Source organism: Streptomyces sp. NPDC023157 (assembly GCF_055560575.1).
The window spans coordinates 345,017-361,483 of the sequence record NZ_JBVHIL010000009.1 but is presented as its reverse complement, the minus strand read 5'-3'; the positions used below and the strand labels follow the sequence as shown (position 1 = coordinate 361,483).

14 protein-coding genes are annotated in these 16,467 nt (G+C 72.5%); 2 read left to right on the top strand and 12 right to left on the bottom strand.

Translation table 11 applies throughout. The features are described from left to right. Positions 1–64 precede the first annotated feature (64 nt). The 5 genes from trmD to ACZ3ZE_RS30245 form a co-directional block, all read right to left on the bottom strand. Positions 65–886: a tRNA (guanosine(37)-N1)-methyltransferase TrmD gene (gene trmD, locus ACZ3ZE_RS30265; protein ID WP_361177619.1), complete on the bottom strand. Its 822-nt coding sequence runs from the start codon at positions 884–886 to the stop codon at positions 65–67. Beyond that, complete coding sequence (gene rimM / locus ACZ3ZE_RS30260) at positions 883–1,485, bottom strand: ribosome maturation factor RimM (RefSeq protein WP_361177621.1); 603 nt, start codon at positions 1,483–1,485, stop codon at positions 883–885. Before rimM ends, trmD begins: the two co-directional genes overlap by 4 nt. An 89-nt stretch (positions 1,486–1,574) precedes the next feature. After that, a complete protein-coding gene (locus ACZ3ZE_RS30255) occupies positions 1,575–1,814 on the bottom strand; it encodes an RNA-binding protein (RefSeq protein ID WP_005311361.1) in 240 nt (79 codons plus the stop codon). A 2-nt stretch (positions 1,815–1,816) separates the two neighbouring features. Then, positions 1,817–2,263: a 30S ribosomal protein S16 gene (gene rpsP, locus ACZ3ZE_RS30250; RefSeq protein ID WP_361177624.1), complete on the bottom strand. Its 447-nt coding sequence runs from the start codon at positions 2,261–2,263 to the stop codon at positions 1,817–1,819. Between the two features lie 157 nt (positions 2,264–2,420). Beyond that, the gene (locus tag ACZ3ZE_RS30245; RefSeq protein ID WP_351667678.1) at positions 2,421–3,014 is read right to left on the bottom strand and encodes a hypothetical protein; all 594 of its coding nucleotides are present in this window, start codon (positions 3,012–3,014) and stop codon (positions 2,421–2,423) included. Between the two features lie 329 nt (positions 3,015–3,343). Here ACZ3ZE_RS30245 and ACZ3ZE_RS30240 point away from each other — a divergent pair, with 329 nt between their 5' ends. After that, complete coding sequence (locus ACZ3ZE_RS30240; RefSeq protein WP_467261475.1) at positions 3,344–4,069, top strand: class I SAM-dependent methyltransferase; 726 nt, start codon at positions 3,344–3,346, stop codon at positions 4,067–4,069. A 117-nt stretch (positions 4,070–4,186) separates the two neighbouring features. Here ACZ3ZE_RS30240 and ftsH read toward each other — a convergent pair whose 3' ends face one another. The 6 genes from ftsH to nsdA form a co-directional block, all read right to left on the bottom strand. Then, complete coding sequence (gene ftsH, locus ACZ3ZE_RS30235; protein WP_361177628.1) at positions 4,187–6,103, bottom strand: ATP-dependent zinc metalloprotease FtsH; 1,917 nt, start codon at positions 6,101–6,103, stop codon at positions 4,187–4,189. A gap of 152 nt (positions 6,104–6,255) precedes the next feature. Next, on the bottom strand, positions 6,256–7,809 hold the full coding sequence (gene ffh / locus ACZ3ZE_RS30230) for a signal recognition particle protein (protein WP_361177630.1): 1,554 nt from the start codon (positions 7,807–7,809) through the stop codon (positions 6,256–6,258). Positions 7,810–7,947: 138 nt separating this feature from the next. Further along, positions 7,948–10,473 carry a [protein-PII] uridylyltransferase gene (locus tag ACZ3ZE_RS30225; protein WP_467261473.1) on the bottom strand — a complete coding sequence of 842 codons (2,526 nt, stop codon included), beginning with the start codon at positions 10,471–10,473 and terminating at the stop codon, positions 7,948–7,950. A 31-nt stretch (positions 10,474–10,504) separates the two neighbouring features. Further along, entirely contained in the window at positions 10,505–10,843 is a 339-nt protein-coding gene (locus tag ACZ3ZE_RS30220) for a P-II family nitrogen regulator (protein WP_329424608.1), read from the bottom strand. After that, the gene (locus ACZ3ZE_RS30215; protein ID WP_361177634.1) at positions 10,840–12,180 is read right to left on the bottom strand and encodes an ammonium transporter; all 1,341 of its coding nucleotides are present in this window, start codon (positions 12,178–12,180) and stop codon (positions 10,840–10,842) included. The genes ACZ3ZE_RS30220 and ACZ3ZE_RS30215 overlap by 4 nt, the downstream gene beginning before the upstream one ends. A 369-nt stretch (positions 12,181–12,549) precedes the next feature. Next, on the bottom strand, positions 12,550–14,022 hold the full coding sequence (nsdA, locus tag ACZ3ZE_RS30210; RefSeq protein ID WP_467261471.1) for a transcriptional repressor NsdA: 1,473 nt from the start codon (positions 14,020–14,022) through the stop codon (positions 12,550–12,552). A gap of 413 nt (positions 14,023–14,435) precedes the next feature. On the opposite strand from nsdA, the gene ACZ3ZE_RS30205 reads away from it, so the two are divergent. Continuing rightward, on the top strand, positions 14,436–15,089 hold the full coding sequence (locus ACZ3ZE_RS30205; protein WP_361177638.1) for a bifunctional DNA primase/polymerase: 654 nt from the start codon (positions 14,436–14,438) through the stop codon (positions 15,087–15,089). 93 nt (positions 15,090–15,182) lie between these two features. On the opposite strand, the gene ftsY is transcribed toward ACZ3ZE_RS30205, so the two are convergent. Then, entirely contained in the window at positions 15,183–16,388 is a 1,206-nt protein-coding gene (gene ftsY / locus ACZ3ZE_RS30200; protein WP_361177640.1) for a signal recognition particle-docking protein FtsY, read from the bottom strand. Positions 16,389–16,467 lie beyond the last annotated feature (79 nt).

The window sequence follows — 16,467 nt, the reverse complement described above, 5'->3', positions numbered from 1 at the left end:
CGTGCGTCTCAGGCGGGCGTCGTCCCCCTGTGGCAGGGGCGCGCGCCGGACGTACGACAGCGGCCTATTCTTCCACGCCGTCGGGCCTGCGCCAAAATCGGCCGCCGGGCTCGGGGGCCCAGCCCATCATGGAGAGGATCTCCCGGTCCTTCTTGTCGAACGCGGCGGGGTCGCAGCGCTCGATCAGGTCCGGCCGGTTGGCGGCGGTGCGCCGGAAGGCCTCGTCGCGCCGCCAGCGCGCGATCTTCCCGTGGTGCCCGCTGAGCAGCACGTCGGGGATGCCGCGGCCGCGCCACTCGGGGGGCTTGGTGTAGACGGGCCCCTCCAGGAGGTTGGCCATGGCGCCGGGGGCGAAGGAGTCGTCCCGGTGCGACTCGGCGTTGCCGAGGACGCCGGGCAGCAGTCGGGCGACGGCCTCGGTGACGACCAGGACGGCGGCCTCGCCGCCGGCCAGCACGTAGTCGCCGATGGACACCTCGTAGACGGGCATCCGGGTGGCGTACTCGTCGATGACCCGGCGGTCGATGCCCTCGTAGCGGGCGGGCGTGAAGATCAGCCAGGGCCGCTCGGAGAGCTCGACGGCGAGCTCCTGGGTGAAGGGCCGGCCGCTGGGGGTGGGGACGACGAGGACCGGGCCGTGGGCGCCGGCCTCGAACCCGTCGGCGAGGGTCTGGTCCAGCGCGTCGCCCCAGGGGTCGGTCTTCATGACCATGCCGGGGCCGCCGCCGTACGGGGTGTCGTCGACGGTGTTGTGCCGGTCGTGGGTCCAGTCACGCAGGTGGTGGACGTGGACGTCGAGCTGGCCGCGGGCGCGGGCCTTGCCGACCAGCGACACGTTCAGCGGTTCGAGGTACTCGGGGAAGATCGTGACGACGTCGAGCCTCATGCGCGGTCCCCGGAGTCGTCGCCCTCGGAGGGCGCGGAGGGCTCCGCGGGGTCGGCGGGCTCGTCCTCGCGGGCGGAGGCGATCTCGGCGCGGTCGTCGATCAGGCCGGGCGGCGGGACGATCACGGCCCGCTGGTTCTCCAGGTCGATCTCGGTGACGATCTCCGAGACGAAGGGGATCAGCACCTCGCTGCCGTCGGGCCGCTCCACGATGAAGAGGTCCTGGGACGGCAGGTGGGAGATCTCGGAGATGACACCGATCTCGGTGCCGTCGGCGAGGACCACGTCGAGGTCCATGAGCTGGTGGTCGTAGTACTCGTCCTCCTCCTCCGGCAGTTCCTCGGGGTCGATCTCGGCGATGAGGACGGTGTTGCGCAGGGCCTCGGCCGCGGTGCGGTCCTTGACGCCCTCGAAGCGCAGCAGAAGACGGCCGCTGTGCACCCGGCCGGTCTCGATGGTGAGCGGCCCGGTGGAGGCCGGGTCGGTGAGCAGGACTGCTCCGGGGCCGAGCCTGAGCTCGGGCTCGTCGGTCCGCACTTCGACGGTGACCTCGCCCTTGATGCCGTGGGCGCGGCCGATCCGCGCGACTACCAGCTGCACTTCTCCACTCTCTCCTGTCTTTCCCGTGGGTACGACAACGGGCCGGGGTGGGCGCTAGGCCCTCCCCGGCCCGTGCCGGTGTTCTCTTTTCAGCGCACCTGGTCCACGTCGACGAGGTCGACGCGGATGCCACGGCCGCCGATGGCGCCCACGACGGTACGCAGCGCACGTGCGGTGCGGCCGTTACGGCCGATCACCTTGCCGAGGTCATCGGGGTGGACCCGAACCTCGAGCACACGGCCGCGACGCAGGTTGCGCGAGGCGACCTGCACATCGTCGGGGTTGTCGACGATGCCCTTCACGAGGTGCTCGAGAGCCTCCTCGAGCATGCTCAGGCCTCGGTCGACTCAGTGGTGGACTCGGCCTCGGCCTCGTCCGCCTTCTTGTCAGCCTTCTTGGCCTTCGGGGTGATGGCCTCGCCCTTGGCGTCGCCGCCCTCGAGCGCCTTGGCGAACTCGTCGAACGTGGCGCGCTTGGCTTCCTTGGTCGCCGGGGCGAGCAGCGGCTTCTCCGGGGCCGGGAGGCCCTTGGCCTTCTGCCAGTCGCCGGTGAGCTTCAGGATGGCGAGAACCGGCTCGGTCGGCTGGGCGCCGACGGACAGCCAGTACTGCGCACGCTCGGAGTCGACCTCGATACGCGACGGGTTGTACGTCGGGTGGTAGAGGCCGATCTCCTCGATCGCGCGACCGTCCCGACGGGTGCGGGAGTCGGCGACGACGATGCGGTAGTGAGGCTGGCGGATCTTGCCGAGGCGCTTGAGCTTGATCTTGACTGCCACTGGAGTGGTGTCTCCTGGTCTTGACGTGGTTGGGCACCAACGGGATGCCACGTGGGGTTGCGGAACCCGAGGGGCCCGAAGGACGCGTCAGCCGGAGGAGAGAGGGGTCCTATGCGACTGTCGAGTACAGCTAGCCATTGTGCCACACCCGCCGAGGTCAGCTGGCGGCGCCCACGGCCTCCGGGATGCGGAACGGCTTGCCGCAGCCGCCGCAGACGATCGGCGCCTGGGCGAGCACGGACGGGACCACGCGTACGTTGCGCCCGCAGTCGCAGACGGCCTTGACCCGCACGCCGCCACCCGAGGAGCCGTGCCGGGCGGCCGGTCCGCGGAAGGAGCGCTTGGTGTCGGCGGCGGTCGCGACCGTGTGGGCCTTGAGCGCGCGCTGGAGCCGCTCGATGGTGGGCCGGTAGCGGCGCCTGGCCTCCGCGTTCAGCGTGACCAGCGAGAAGCCGCTGCTGGCGTGTGGCTCCTCGGGGTGGTCGAGGCCCAGTTCCTCGGCGATCGCGAGGAATCTGCGGTTGTGATAGCGGCCGGCCCGGGAGGTGTCGCGCACTCCTCGGGCGGCGGCGATGCCGTGGACTGCCTCGTGGAGCAGCCGCTCGAAGGAGAGTTCGGCGCCACAGGCGGACGACGACTCTCCGATCAGGGACTCGGGCGCGGCAAGATCGGGCAGCTCGGGGTGGTACCGCTGAATGTCGGCCCACGCCTGTGCCAGCTCTGCGGCGAGAACAGGGGGTGTCGTGCTCACGTCGGGTACAACGAGCCGGATCGCCTCCGGGTTCCATTCCGGGGCATCCCAAATATTTTGCACGTACCCGTCAGTTGCCCTGGTTGCCCGTCAAGCCGGTGCGTAGCGGCGCATACGCCCCGGCGCACGGTGTCGGCACACGCGCCGGGGGCCGGTGGGAGGGACAGTACCGGGCTCCTGCCCGAAGTCGGGCACCGCCCCTGAGCCGTCGCGAAAGCACCGCTCCCGCTGTCCGGAAGTCGTACGGCGCGAGCACTGGACGCGGGCCGGGATGCGCAGTTCCCTGACTACGGGGGGTTGTCGTCCAGGCACCGATTGGGGCGCTTTCCATGACACCTACGCTCGTCCCGCACCACCCCGCGCGCGACTGGGCCGAGATCCAGGAACGGATGCTCGTGCCCCTCTACGAGGCGGTGTACGACCGGCTCGGCGTGGGCGCCCGGTCCTCGGTGCTCGGCCTGGGCTGCGGCTCCGGCCTCGCGCTCCTGATGGCGGCGGCGCGGGGCGCGCGGGTGGCCGGGGTGGACGAGGACCTCGCGCGCCTGGCGCTGGCGAGGGAGCGGCTGCCGGAGGGCACGGTGAGCCCGGCGGGGCCGCCGGAGGGCGCCCCGTACGACGTCGTCACCGCCTTCCACGGGACGGGCCCGATCACGGCCCGGGCGGCCGGGTTCACTCCCCTGGCCCAGCCGGGCGCGGCGGTCGTGGTGGCGGGCTGGGGCCCGCCGGAGCGCTGCGCGACGGCCTCGGTGCTGCGGGTCGCGGCGCGGCTGACCGGCTGGCGTCCGGCGGAGCGCGACGACCTGGAGGAGGTCCTGGCGGGGGCCGGGCTGCGCGCGGCGGGTTCGGGCCGGGTGTCCTGCCCGTTCGGCTACGCGGACGCGGACAGCGCGGTGCGGGGGCTGCTCTCGACGGGCGACTTCGACGCGGCGGTGCGGGCGACGGATCCGCACCAGGTGGAGAAGGAGCTCCTGGAGGCGCTGGAGCCGTACGCCCGCGCGGACGGCACGGTGTGGATGCCGAACGTCTTCCGGTACGTGATCGCGCGGGTGCCGTAGGGCGTCCGCCGGGGTGCCGTGAGACGTGCCGTACGGGATCGCGCGGGCGCCGTGGACCCCGTACGTGATCGTCCAGCCGTCGTAGAAGCCCTCCAGCGGAATGCTCCCGCGCCCCGGCTACTCCTTCCGCAGCCGCGGGATCCCGGCCGCCCGGTAGGCCGCCTCCTCCTCCAGGGTCTCGTTGGCGAGGAGCGCCTCGGCGAGGGCGTCCAGCTTGTCGCGGTGTTCCTGGAGCTGGCGCAGGGCGCTCTCGTAGCACTCGTCGACGATGCGGCGCATCTCCGCGTCGACGGTGTCGAGGGTGGCGGGGGCGGCGGAGAGTCCGTAGGCCTGCTGGGCGTCGCCGGGGATGGCGGTGAGGCGGCCGACGCGTTCGCTCATGCCCCAGCGGCCGGCCATCCCGCGGGCGATGCCCGTGACCTGTTCCAGGTCGCTCTCGGCGCCGGTGGTGATGACGCCGAACACGACCTGTTCGGCCGCCATGCCGCCGAGTGCGCCGATGATCCGGCCACGCAGGTACTCCTCGGTGTAGGCGTACCGGTCGGCTTCGGGCGTGGACAGGGTGACGCCGAGGGCTCGGCCGCGCGGCACGATGGTGATCTTGCGGACGGGGTCGGCGCCGGGCTGGAGCATGCCGAGCAGGGCGTGGCCGCTCTCGTGGTACGCGGTGCGGCGGCGGTCCTCGTCGGCCATGACGAGCGGGCGTTCGGCGCCGAGCTGGACCTTCTCCAGGGCGTCGGAGAGGTCGGACTGGGTGACGGACTTCTGCTGGCGTTTGACGGCGAGCAGCGCGGCCTCGTTGGCGAGGTTGGCGAGTTCGGCGCCGGTCATGCCGGGGGTGGTCTTGGCGACGTGTTCCAGGTCGACGTTCCGGTCGAGCGGGATCTCGCGGGTGTGGATCTTGAGGATGGCCTCGCGGCCGCCGCGGTCGGGCGGGTTGACGTGCACGATCCGGTCGAAGCGGCCGGGGCGGGTGAGGGCGGGGTCGAGGACGTCGGACCGGTTGGTGGCGGCGATCACGATGACGCCCTCGGAGCCGGTGAAGCCGTCCATCTCGGTGAGGATCTGGTTGAGGGTCTGCTCGCGCTCGTCGTGGCCGCCCATGCCGGCGCCGCCGCCGCGGGCCCGGCCGATGGTGTCGATCTCGTCGATGAAGATGATCGCGGGGGCGACCTTGCGGGCCTCGGAGAAGAGTTCGCGGACGCGGGAGGCGCCGACGCCCACGATCATCTCGATGAACTCGGAGGCGGAGGCGGAGAAGAAGGGCACGCCCGCCTCGCCCGCGACGGCCCGGGCGAGAAGGGTCTTGCCGGTTCCGGGCGGTCCGGCGAGCAGCACGCCGCGGGGCATCTTGGCGCCCATCGCGCGGTAGGCGTCGGGGTTCCTGAGGAAGTCGACGACGTCGTTGAGCTCGCCCTCGACCTCGTCGATGCCGGCGACGTCGGCGAAGGTGGTGCGCTTGCCGCCGTCCAGCTCGACGGGCTTGGGCGGTGCCTTGCGGCCGAGCATGCCGCCGGCGCCGCCCATGCCGGCGCTCATCCGGCGGGCGATGAACACCCACAGGGCGACGAGCAGCAGCATGGGGGCGAGCGAGATGAGCAGGTTGGCGAGGAAGCTGCGCTCCGCGACGACGGGCTTGGCGGTGACGATGACGTTCTGCTTGGTGAGCTGGGCCCACAGGTCGTCGTCGGCGAAGGCGGGGCGCTGGGTCTGGAACTTGCTGTAGTCGCCGTCGCCGTCGGGGACGGGCTGCTTGTTCTTCAGCTGCCCCTGGATGGCGTCGCCCTTGGAGTAGATCTTGGTGACGTTGCCGGCCGCGACCTGCTTGTCGAACTCGGTGTACGGGATGGTCGGCCCGTCGCCCTCGTTGAAGAAGCCGAGCACGAGGTTGGCGATCAGGTAGACGGCGAGCGCGGTGAGGATGAGGCTGCCCCAGCCGCCGGGCATCCTCCGCTTGGGCGGCGGGGGCGGTGGGGCCCCTTCCGAGCGCCAGGGCTGGTCGGTCCGGTCGCGCGGGGGTACGGGGTTGGCCACGGGCTCTCCTCGGGGCGGCAGTGGCCCCAGTATCGAAGAGCGGGACATTCCCGGCATTACGGGCGGTTCGCGGGAGTGAAAAGGGGCCCGTGGCGGTTTCGCACCGCCACGGGCCCCTCTCCTTCGGGCTTCGCCCCGGGAACCGGCCCGGGTCAGCCCATGAACTTCTTGAACTCGTCGGGCAGCTCGAACTCGCCCGGGCCCTCGCCCGCCGCCGGCAGCCCGAAGGCGCCGCCGGCCTGCGCCTGCTCGCGGCGCTCCGCGGCGGCCTGCTCGTCGGCCTTCCGCTTCATCGGGTTGCCGCTCTTGCGCTTGCCCTTGGCCTGCTTGACCTGCTTCTTCTGCCGGCCGGGGCCGCCACCCATGCCGGGCATCCCGGGCATGCCCGGCATGCCGCCGCCCTGGGCCATGCGGGACATCATCTTGCGGGCCTCGAAGAACCGCTCGACCAGGCCCTTGACCGCGCTGACCTCGACGCCGGAACCCTTGGCGATACGAGCGCGGCGGGAGCCGTTGATGATCGTCGGGTCCTGGCGCTCGGCCGGGGTCATCGACTTGATGATGGCGCCGACGCGGTCGACCTCGCGCTCGTCGATGTTGGCGATCTGCTCCTTCATCTGGCCCATGCCGGGGAGCATGCCGAGCAGCTTGGAGATGGAGCCCATCTTGCGGACCTGCTCCATCTGCGCCATGAAGTCGTCGAGCGTGAACTCCTGGCCCTTCTTGGACGCCAGCTTGGAGGCCATCTTGGCGGCCTCTTCCTGGCTGAAGGTCTGCTCGGCCTTCTCGATGAGCGACATGATGTCGCCCATCCCGAGGATGCGGGACGCCATGCGGTCCGGGTGGAACGCGTCGAAGTCGTCCAGCTTCTCGCCGTTGGAGGCGAACATGATCTGCTTGCCGGTGACGTGCGCGATGGAGAGCGCGGCACCACCGCGGGCGTCGCCGTCCAGCTTGGAGAGCACCACGCCGTCGAAGCCGACGCCGTCGCGGAAGGCCTCCGCGGTGTTGACGGCGTCCTGACCGATCATGGCGTCGACGACGAAGAGGATCTCGTCGGGGCTGACGGCGTCGCGGATGTCCGCGGCCTGCCGCATCAGCTCCTGGTCGATGCCGAGGCGGCCGGCGGTGTCGACGATGACGATGTCGTACTGCTTGCCGCGCGCGTACTCGATGGAGTCCTTGGCGACCTGGACCGGGTCGCCCACGCCGTTGCCCGGCTGCGGGCCGTAGAAGGCCACGCCCGCGCGGTCGGCGACCACGGAGAGCTGGGTGACGGCGTTGGGGCGCTGGAGGTCACAGGCGACGAGCAGCGGGGAGTGGCCCTGGCCCTTGAGCCAGAGGCCCAGCTTTCCGGCGAGGGTGGTCTTACCGGCACCCTGCAGACCGGCGAGCATGATCACGGTGGGCGCCGTCTTGGCGAACCGCAGGCGGCGGGTCTCGCCGCCGAGGATGCCGACCAGCTCCTCGTTGACGATCTTGATGACCTGCTGCGAGGGGTTCAGCGCCTTGGAGACCTCGGCACCGGCGGCCCGCTCCTTGACGTTCTTGATGAACGCGCGGACGACGGGCAGCGCGACATCGGCCTCGAGGAGCGCGATACGGATTTCCCGGGCCGCGCTGTCGATGTCCTGCTCGGAGAGGCGGCCTTTACCCCGGAGGGACTTGAAAGTCGCGCTGAGGCGGTCGGAAAGCGTATCGAACACGGTGGTCGCGATTCCTCGGGTCGGGGTGGGCAGTCCCCCCAGGGTATCCGTCCCGAGGACACGGGCGTCAGGGGTGCCCTGCCCCGTACCGGTCGGGGGCCGGGTCGGGGGCCGGGCCGGGGCACCCCGGCGGCGCGTTCAGCGCAGGGCCTCCTCCAGCGTCTTCGCGAGCCCCGCGGCCTCCTCCGAGGAGAGCAGGGTGCCGTCCGGCCTGGTCACGTAGAGGGTGTCGACCGCGTTGGCGCCCAGGGTCGACACATGGGCGCTGCGGACCCGGACCTCGGCGCCTTCCAGGGCCCGGCCGATGCGGTGCAGCAGTCCGGGGGCGTCCTGGGCGCGGACCTCCAGGACGGTGGCGAGCCGGGAGCCGGCGGCGGCCACGGTGACCCGGGGCGGCGGCGCGGTGACCCCGCGGCGGCGCGGTTGGGCGGCGTCGCGTTCGGCGAGCCGGGCGGGGATGTCGAGGGAGCCGTCCAGGGCGCGGACGAGGTCGGCGCGGAGCCGGTGGGCCTCGGGCAGCGAGCCGTACGCGGCGGCGACCCGCCAGTCGAGGACGAGGACGGGTCCCTTGCCGAGCTCGGCCGGCAGGGCGACGGCGCGCAGTTCGGCGGTGCGGACGGTGAGCCGGTGCAGGGCGAGGACGCCGGCGAGGGCGGGCAGCACGCCGGGCCGCTCGGTCAGGGCGACGAGGAGTTCGACGCCGACCGGTTCGGGTTCCCCGGGGCCGGCGACGACGGGTTCGGTGTGCAGGGCGAGGACGGGTTCGCCGGTGCGCAGCGCCTCGATGGCGAGCCGTTCCTGTTCGGCGCTGGGCGCGGCGGCCTCCGGGTCGGGCGGCTCCTCCCCCGCGAGCACCCCGGCGACGCGTTTGACGAGATCGGCCACCAGAGAGGCGCGCCAGGTGGACCAGGCGGCGGGCCCGGTGGCCAGGGCGTCGGCCTCGGTGAGGGCGTGCAGGAGTTCCAGGGCGCCGAGGGTGCCGACGGCGGTGGCGACGGCCTGGACGGTGGCGGGGTCGTCGAGGTCGCGCCGGGTGGCGGTCTCGACGAGGAGCAGGTGGTGGCGGACGACGGTGGCGATGACGCCGACGTCGGCGCTGTCGAAGCCGATCCGGGCGGCGACGTCGCGGGCGATGGTCTCGCCGGCGACGGAGTGGTCGCCTGGCCAGCCCTTGCCGATGTCGTGGAGGAGGGCGGCGACGAGGAGCAGGTCGGGCCGGTGGACGTTGCGGGTGAGGGAGGCGGCGCGCACGGCGGTCTCGACGAGGTGCCGGTCGACGGTCCAGGTGTGGACGGGGTTGCGCTGGGGGCGGCAGCGGACGCGTTCCCAGTCGGGCAGCATCCGGGTGACCAGCCCTTCGGCTTCCAGGGCCTCCCAGACGGGGACGGTGGATTCGCCCGCGCCGAGGAGGGTGACGAGTTCCTCGCGGGCCTCGGCGGGCCAGGGCGTGGGCAGGGCCTTGGCGGAGGCGGCGAGGCGGCGTACGGCGTGCGGGGAGAGCGGGAGGCCGGCCTGGGCGGCGGCGGCCGCGGCCCGAAGCGGCAGGACGGGGTCGCGTTCGACGGGGGTGCCCCCTGATCGAGCGGGGCCGAGACCTTGAGGGAGGGCGCCGAGGGCGAGGACGACCTCGCCGTCCATCTCGACGACTCCCTCGGCGAGCGGGGTGCGTTCGGCGGGCGGTTTCGCCCCGCCGGGGCGTCCGGCGCCCGCCCGGCCGCCGCGTCCGCCGAGGAGGCCGCGCAGCCGGGGCCGCCCGGCGCGGGCCTTGAGGACCCGGTTGACCTCGCGCCAGGTGACGTCGGAGGCGTACGAGACGGTCCGGGCGGCCTCGTACACCTCGCGCAGCAGGGTGTCGGCGTCGAGGAGGCCGAGTTCGGCGGCGACGGCGTCCTGCTCCTGGAGGGTGAGGCGGTCGGTGGCCCGGCCGGTGGCGAGGTGGAGGGCGTCGCGGGCGTCGAGGAGGCGGCGGCGGGCCTCGTCGAGTCCTTCGCGGGGCGCGTCGGCGAGCCAGGAGGCGGCGACGGCGCGCAGGGCCTGGGCGTCGCGCAGTCCGCCGCGGGCCTCCTTGAGGTCGGGTTCGAGGAGGTACTGGAGTTCGCCGCTGCGTTCGGCGCGCTCCCGGCACAGGGCGTCGAGCTCGGGGAGCCGCCGGGTGGCCTGGTTGCGCCAGTCGGCGAGGACGGTGGTGCGCAGGGCGGTGACGAGGCCGGCGTCGCCCGCGACGGGCCGGGCGTCGAGGAGGCCGAGCTGGACCTTGAGGTCCTCGGCGGCGGCCCTGCGGGCCTCGGCGGGGGTGCGGACGGAGTGGTCGAGGGCGAGGCCGAGGTCCCAGACCGGGTACCAGACGCGGTCGGCGAGGGCGGCGACGACGCCCGGGTCGGCGGAGCCGTCGTGCAGGAGCACCAGGTCGAGGTCGCTGCGGGGGGAGAGTTCGCCCCGTCCGTAGCCGCCGACGGCGACGAGCGCCACCCCTCGTGGCGGGCGTCCGGCGGCGGCGAGTCCGGCGTCGAGGAGGCCGGCCAGCCAGCCGTCGGTGAGACGGGAGAGTTCGGCACGGCGCGGCGGCCCGGACCGCGCCTTCTCGGTGAGAAGGCGCAGCCGGGCCGCCGCGTAGCCGCTGGGTCCCGTGTCGTCGGATTCCGTGTGCGCGTCGAGGCTGGTCACCCGGCGGCTCCTTGTCAGGTGGCGTACGGCTCTACAGGGCGTCCGGACCGCGTTCGCCGGTGCGGACCCGTACGGCGGTCTCGACCGGGACGCTCCACACCTTCCCGTCACCGATCTTGCCGGTGCGGGCGGCCTTCACGACGACGTCGATGAGCTGTTCGGCGTCCTCGTCCTCGACCAGGACCTCGATGCGGATCTTGGGGACGAGGTCGACGGTGTACTCGGCGCCCCGGTAGACCTCGGTGTGGCCGCGCTGGCGGCCGTATCCGCTGGCCTCGGTGACGGTGAGGCCGTGGACGCCGAAGGCCTGGAGGGCGTCCTTGATCTCGTCGAGCCGGTGCGGCTTCACGACCGCGGTGATGAGCTTCATGCGTCCACCTTCTTGTTCTCCGTCGGGGCGGCCACGGCGGTGCTGCGCGCGGAGCTGCCGCCACCCGCTCCGCTGAAGTCGTACGCGGTCTCCGCGTGCTCGACCTGGTCGATGCCGGAGATCTCGTCGTCCTCGGCGACCCGCATCCCCATCGTCCTGTCGATGATCAGGGCGAGGATCGCGGAGGCGATCAGAGAGTAGGCGAGGACGGAGAAGACGCCGATGGCCTGCTTGCCGAGCTGGTCGAGGCCGCCGCCGTAGAAGAGGCCCTTGGCGTCGGACTGGACGCCGCCGGTGGCGAAGAAGCCGACGAGGAGGGAGCCGACGACCCCGCCGACGAGGTGGACGCCGACGACGTCGAGGGAGTCGTCGTAGCCGAACTTGTACTTGAGGCCGACGGCCATGGCGCAGAGCAGACCGGCGACGGCGCCGATGGCGATCGCGCCGAGCGGGGAGCAGGAGCCGCCGGAGGGGGTGATGGCGACGAGGCCGGCGACCGCGCCGGAGGCGGCGCCGAGGGTGGTGAAGGAGCCGTGGCGCAGCTTCTCGTAGAGGAGCCAGGCGAGCATGGCGGCGGCGGTGGCGACCTGGGTGTTGACGAACATGACCGCGCCGACGCCGTCGTCGTTGCCGAGCCAGGAGCCGGCGTTGAAGCCGAACCAGCCGAACCAGAGGAGACCGGCGCCGAGCATGACCAGCGGGAGGCTGTGCGGGCGCATCGGGTCCTTCTTGAAGCCGACGCGCTTGCCGATGACGAGGATGACGCCGAGGGCCGCGGCGCCGGCGTTGATGTGGACGGCGGTGCCGCCGGCGAAGTCGATGACGCCCATCTCGAAGAGCCAGCCGCCGGTGCCCCAGACCCAGTGGGCGACGGGGAAGTAGACGAGGGTGACCCAGAGGGTGATGAAGAGGGCCCAGGCGGAGAACTTGACGCGGTCGGCGAGGGCGCCGCTGATGAGGGCCGGGGTGATGATCGCGAACATGAGCTGGAAGACGGCGAAGACGTACACCGGGATGGTGTAGCCGTCCCACAGTTCGGTGATGCCGATGCCGCTGAGGCCGACGTAGTCGGAGGACCAGCCGAAGAGCGAGGCGGAGTCGGTGCCGAAGGCGATGCTGAAGCCGTAGAGCACCCACAGGATCGTGACGATCCCGAGGCTGATGAAGCTCATCATCAGCATGTTGAGGGTGGACTTGACGCGGACCATGCCTCCGTAGAAGAAGGCGAGAGCCGGGGTCATCAGCATGACCAGGGCGGAGCAGATGAGCATGAACCCGGTGTTGGCGGCGGACAGCGCGGGCGCGTCTGCTGCCAGGGTCGTGATGGCTGCTGCCATCGGCGTCTCCTCGTCGTCGGGGCGGCCTGTGCGGGGCGGGGCCGGAGCGGCTTGGCCGTGAGGGGTGGCCGGTTATGCGCCAGAGATTCGCGCAGGCCGGTTTCCGCCGATGCCGCTCGATGTTTCGCCGCAGTGACGAAGGGGCGGGGCGTGTTACGCGACCGTGAACGCGGGGGTCACGGTCCGGTTACGGGCGTACCCTCCGCGCGGGACCGGGAGCGCCGCGGGAGCCGCGCACAAAGGAGCCGGCCGCGCCGGCGTCCGTGTGTCCTTGCGGCGGGGGAGCCGAGTCGGGCGTTACGGGACGGCCGGCGCGGCCGGGGTCGGTGGGGTCCTGCGGTGGGGCCGGGGTGGGTCCGGCGGTGGGGCTCAGACCGCCTCGGCGGCCTCGGGGAGCAGGGCGGTGAGCCGGTCGGTGAGGTGGACGACCTCGGCGAGGTGGCCGAAGTCGCGGGCGGCGGTGTCGACGGTCTTGCGGAGCCGGTTGTTGACCCGCTCGGAGCGGACCTTGCGGGCGACGCCGAGGGCCTTCTCGGCGAGGACGACCGACTGCTCGGGCTCCCGCTTGAGGAGGTGGACGGTGGCCATGCCGATGAGGTTGAGGGCGTAGCTGCGCTGGTGCTCGGGGTCCTTCTCGAAGAGTTCGACGGCGCGCTCCATGACGGGCTCGGCGAGCGAGGCGTAGGTCGGGGAGCGGCCCGCGACGTAGGCCAGGTCGCGGTAGGAGTGCGAGTTCTCGCCGTTGAGCTCGGCCTCGGAGAAGAAGCGGATCCAGTCGGGCTCGGGCTCGCCGTCGAGACCGACGTCGGAGAAGGTGTCCTCGGCCATCCGCACGGCCCGCTTGCACTTGGAGGGCTGGCCCATGTTGGCGTAGGCGCGGGCCTCCATCGCATACAGCATGGCCTGGGTGCGCGGGGTGGCGCAGTCCCGACTGCCGTACTGGGCGAGGTGGATGAGTTCGAGGGCGTCGTCGGGCCGGCCGAGGTGGATCATCTGGCGGCTCATGGAGGAGAGGATGTACGAGCCGAGGGGCTTGTCGCCGGCTTCCTTCGCCGCGTGCAGGGCGAGCACGAAGTACTTCTGGGCGGTGGGCTGGAGGCCCACGTCGTAGCTCATCCAGCCGGCCAGCTCGGCCAGTTCGGCCGCGCACTTGAAGAGGCGCTGGGCGGTGGCGGCGGGCTGCGGTTCCTGGAGCAGGTCGGTGACCTCGTGGAGCTGTCCGACGACCGCCTTGCGGCGCAGTCCTCCGCCGCACTGGGCGTCCCACTGGCGGAACATCGCGGTGGTGGACTCCAGCAGGTCGAGCTCGACCGGGGAGAGCCGGTGGGCGCGGCGCTCGTCGGGGCCCGGTCCGGGCAGGGGCTCGCCGGCGGGGGTGGGCACCAGCCAGCGCTGCATCGGCTCGATGAGGGTGGGTCCCGCGGCGAGCGAGAGGGAGGAGCCGAGGAAGCCCCGGCGGGCGAGCATCAGGTCGCTGCGGGAGAACTCGCTGAGCAGCACGACGGTCTGGGGGCCCGCCCAGGGCAGGTCGACGCCGGAGACGGACGGCGACTGGTGGGCGGTGCGCAGCCCGAGGTCCTCGACGGCGACGACGGAGCCGAAGCGCTCGGAGAACAGCTCGGAGAGGATGCGCGGGATGGGTTCGCGGGGCTGCTCGCCGTCGAGCCAGCGGCGCACCCGCGAGGTGTCGGTGGAGATGTGGTGCGCGCCCATCTGGCGTGCCCGGCGGTTCACTTGGCGCGCCAGTTCGCCCTTCGACCAGCCGCTGCGCACGAACCACGAACTCAGCTGTTCGTTCGGGCGCTTGCCGGCAGTCGAACCCTCTGCGCCGTTGCCGCCCACTGGAACGCCCCCATCCACCTGAATGCCGTCCTGCGAACCCCTGCCAGAATGCCGTGTTTCACGGTTCCCGTCCGGTGTTTGTACTCCTTCGAACGGAAAACCGGCTTGCCTCCGGCATACCCGTGCGTGCGATCCGCCCCGGGTTCGTGTACCGAAGGTAATCCTACGATCACCGCCCCGGCATGGCGATTCAAGAAACGCCACCATTCGCCACCCCTTCGAATGAACTCCCCCCGCACGGAACGCGATTCACTTGACATGCGACGGAGCAGGGTCAGTGGACCGATGCGCGGAGAGGCGCGCGCAGCGGTCCGCACCACCCCCCGCGTCACCGCGCGCCCCTCGGGGCGGCGGAGCGTGACGGTGGCTCCCCGGTCCGTAACCACCGGCGCGTCCGACCCGTTGGAGGGGGCATGGGCTTCACGATCGGCGGCATTCGTGAATTGCGGTCCGGCTCACGCCGCCGCCTACGCACCACGGAGTGCACAGCGGTGGCCGAGTACACCGGACTGTGGGGCTGGGACGTGGTCCCGGGAGCGAGGGCGGTCGCGGGCCGCTGCTCCTGCGGCGACCTCGGCTGTACGGCGCCGGGGGCGCATCCGCTCTCGTTCGCCGAGCCGGTCCCGGCCGGCGCGGGCCTCGACGACGCGACCAAGGCCTGGTCCGACTACCCGGGGGCGGCCCTGCTGCTGCCGGTCGGCCGGGCCTTCGACGTCATCGAGGTCGCGGAGGCGGCGGGCCGCAGAGCCCTCGTCCGGCTGGAGCGCATGGGGCTGCCCCTGGGCCCGGTGAGCGCCACCCCGACCGGCCGGGCGCAATTCTTCGTGGCCCCGGGCGCCGCCGCCGAGCTGCCGCAGCTGCTCTACCGGATGGGCTGGGACGACGCCGACCTGGACCTCCACTGCCTGGGCGCGGGCGCCCACGTCACCGCCCCGCCCTCGGACCTGGGCGGCCTCGGCCCGGTGCGCTGGCTGCGCCCGCCGACGCTGGACACGGCGGGAGCGCCGCCGCAGGCCCGGCTGCTGCTCGGCACGCTGGCGTACATCTGCCACCGGACGCACTTCTGAGGGAGACCTCCCCGCGCCCCTCCCTCCCCCGGGACGTACGACGAAGGCCCCCGCCGCATCCGGCGGGGGCCTTCGTCGTACGCGGGTGGCGGATCAGTCCCCGATCAGCGCGTCCACGAACGCGCCGGGCTCGAACGGGGCGAGGTCGTCCGGGCCCTCGCCCAGGCCGATCAGCTTGACCGGGACGCCCAGCTCGCGCTGGACGGCGACGACGATGCCGCCCTTGGCGGTGCCGTCCAGCTTGGTGAGGACGATGCCGGTGATGTCGACGACCTCGGCGAAGACGCGGGCCTGGATCAGACCGTTCTGGCCGGTGGTGGCGTCGAGGACGAGCAGGATCTCGTCGAGCGGGCCGTGCTTCTCGACGACCCGCTTGACCTTGCCGAGCTCGTCCATGAGGCCGGTCTTGGTGTGCAGCCGGCCGGCGGTGTCGATGAGGACGACGTCCGCCTTCTCGGCGATGCCCTCCTTGACCGCGTCGTAGGCGATCGACGCCGGGTCGCCGCCCTCCGGGCCGCGCACGGTGCGGGCGCCGACACGCTCGCCCCAGGTCTGGAGCTGGTCGGCGGCGGCGGCGCGGAAGGTGTCGGCGGCGCCGAGGACGACGGACTTGCCGTCGGCGACGAGCACCCGGGCCAGCTTGCCGGTGGTGGTGGTCTTGCCGGTGCCGTTGACCCCGACGACCATCACGACGCCCGGGACGTCCTCGGGGCTCTCGGTCTTCACCGAGCGGTCGAGGTCGGCGCCGAGGAGGGCGACGAGCTCCTCGCGGAGCAGAGCGCGCAGCTCCTCGGGGGTGCGGGTGCCGAGCACCTTGACCCGGTCGCGCAGGCGCTCGACCAGCTCCTGGGTGGGGGCGACGCCGACGTCGGCGGTGAGGAGGGTCTCCTCGATCTCCTCCCAGGTGTCCTCGTCGAGGTGCTCGCGGGACAGGAGCGTGAGCAGCCCCTTGCCGAGCGAGTTCTGGGAGCGGGCGAGCCGGGCCCGGAGCCGCACGAGGCGGCCGGCGGTCGGCTCGGGCACCTCGATCGCGGGGACCTCGGCGACCGGCTCCTCGACCGGGGCGGGGGCCTCGGGGGCGGGGAGGGTGACCTCTTCGACGGTGCGGCGTGGTTCTTCCCGCGGCGTCTCCGCCTCGTCGCCGACGTGCGGTTCGGCGGGCGGAGCGGTGATGGTCGGCGTGGTGGACGGCGGCTCGGCGGGCGGCAGCTGCTTCTTCTTGCGACCGCTGATCACGAGTCCGCTGGTCACGGCGACCGCGACGACCAGAGCGATGACTACAGCAAGGATGAGTTCCATAACCCGTCCAGTATCGGCCACGGGAGGACTGTTCGAGGAGCACGTAGTCTGGGTGGGTCCCCCCACATTTGTACGGAGT

Excerpts from the sequence above, each read along its gene's own strand:
- ftsY (WP_361177640.1), bottom strand. The coding sequence starts at position 16,388 with ATGGAACTCATCCTTGCTGTAGTCATCGCTCTGGTCGTCGCGGTCGCC.
- ACZ3ZE_RS30240 (WP_467261475.1), top strand. The coding sequence starts at position 3,344 with ATGACACCTACGCTCGTCCCGCACCACCCCGCGCGCGACTGGGCCGAG.
- ACZ3ZE_RS30205 (WP_361177638.1), top strand. The coding sequence starts at position 14,436 with ATGGGCTTCACGATCGGCGGCATTCGTGAATTGCGGTCCGGCTCACGC.
- ACZ3ZE_RS30255 (WP_005311361.1), bottom strand. The coding sequence starts at position 1,814 with ATGCTCGAGGAGGCTCTCGAGCACCTCGTGAAGGGCATCGTCGACAAC.
- ACZ3ZE_RS30220 (WP_329424608.1), bottom strand. The coding sequence starts at position 10,843 with ATGAAGCTCATCACCGCGGTCGTGAAGCCGCACCGGCTCGACGAGATC.
- ACZ3ZE_RS30215 (WP_361177634.1), bottom strand. The coding sequence starts at position 12,180 with ATGGCAGCAGCCATCACGACCCTGGCAGCAGACGCGCCCGCGCTGTCC.
- trmD (WP_361177619.1), bottom strand. The coding sequence starts at position 886 with ATGAGGCTCGACGTCGTCACGATCTTCCCCGAGTACCTCGAACCGCTG.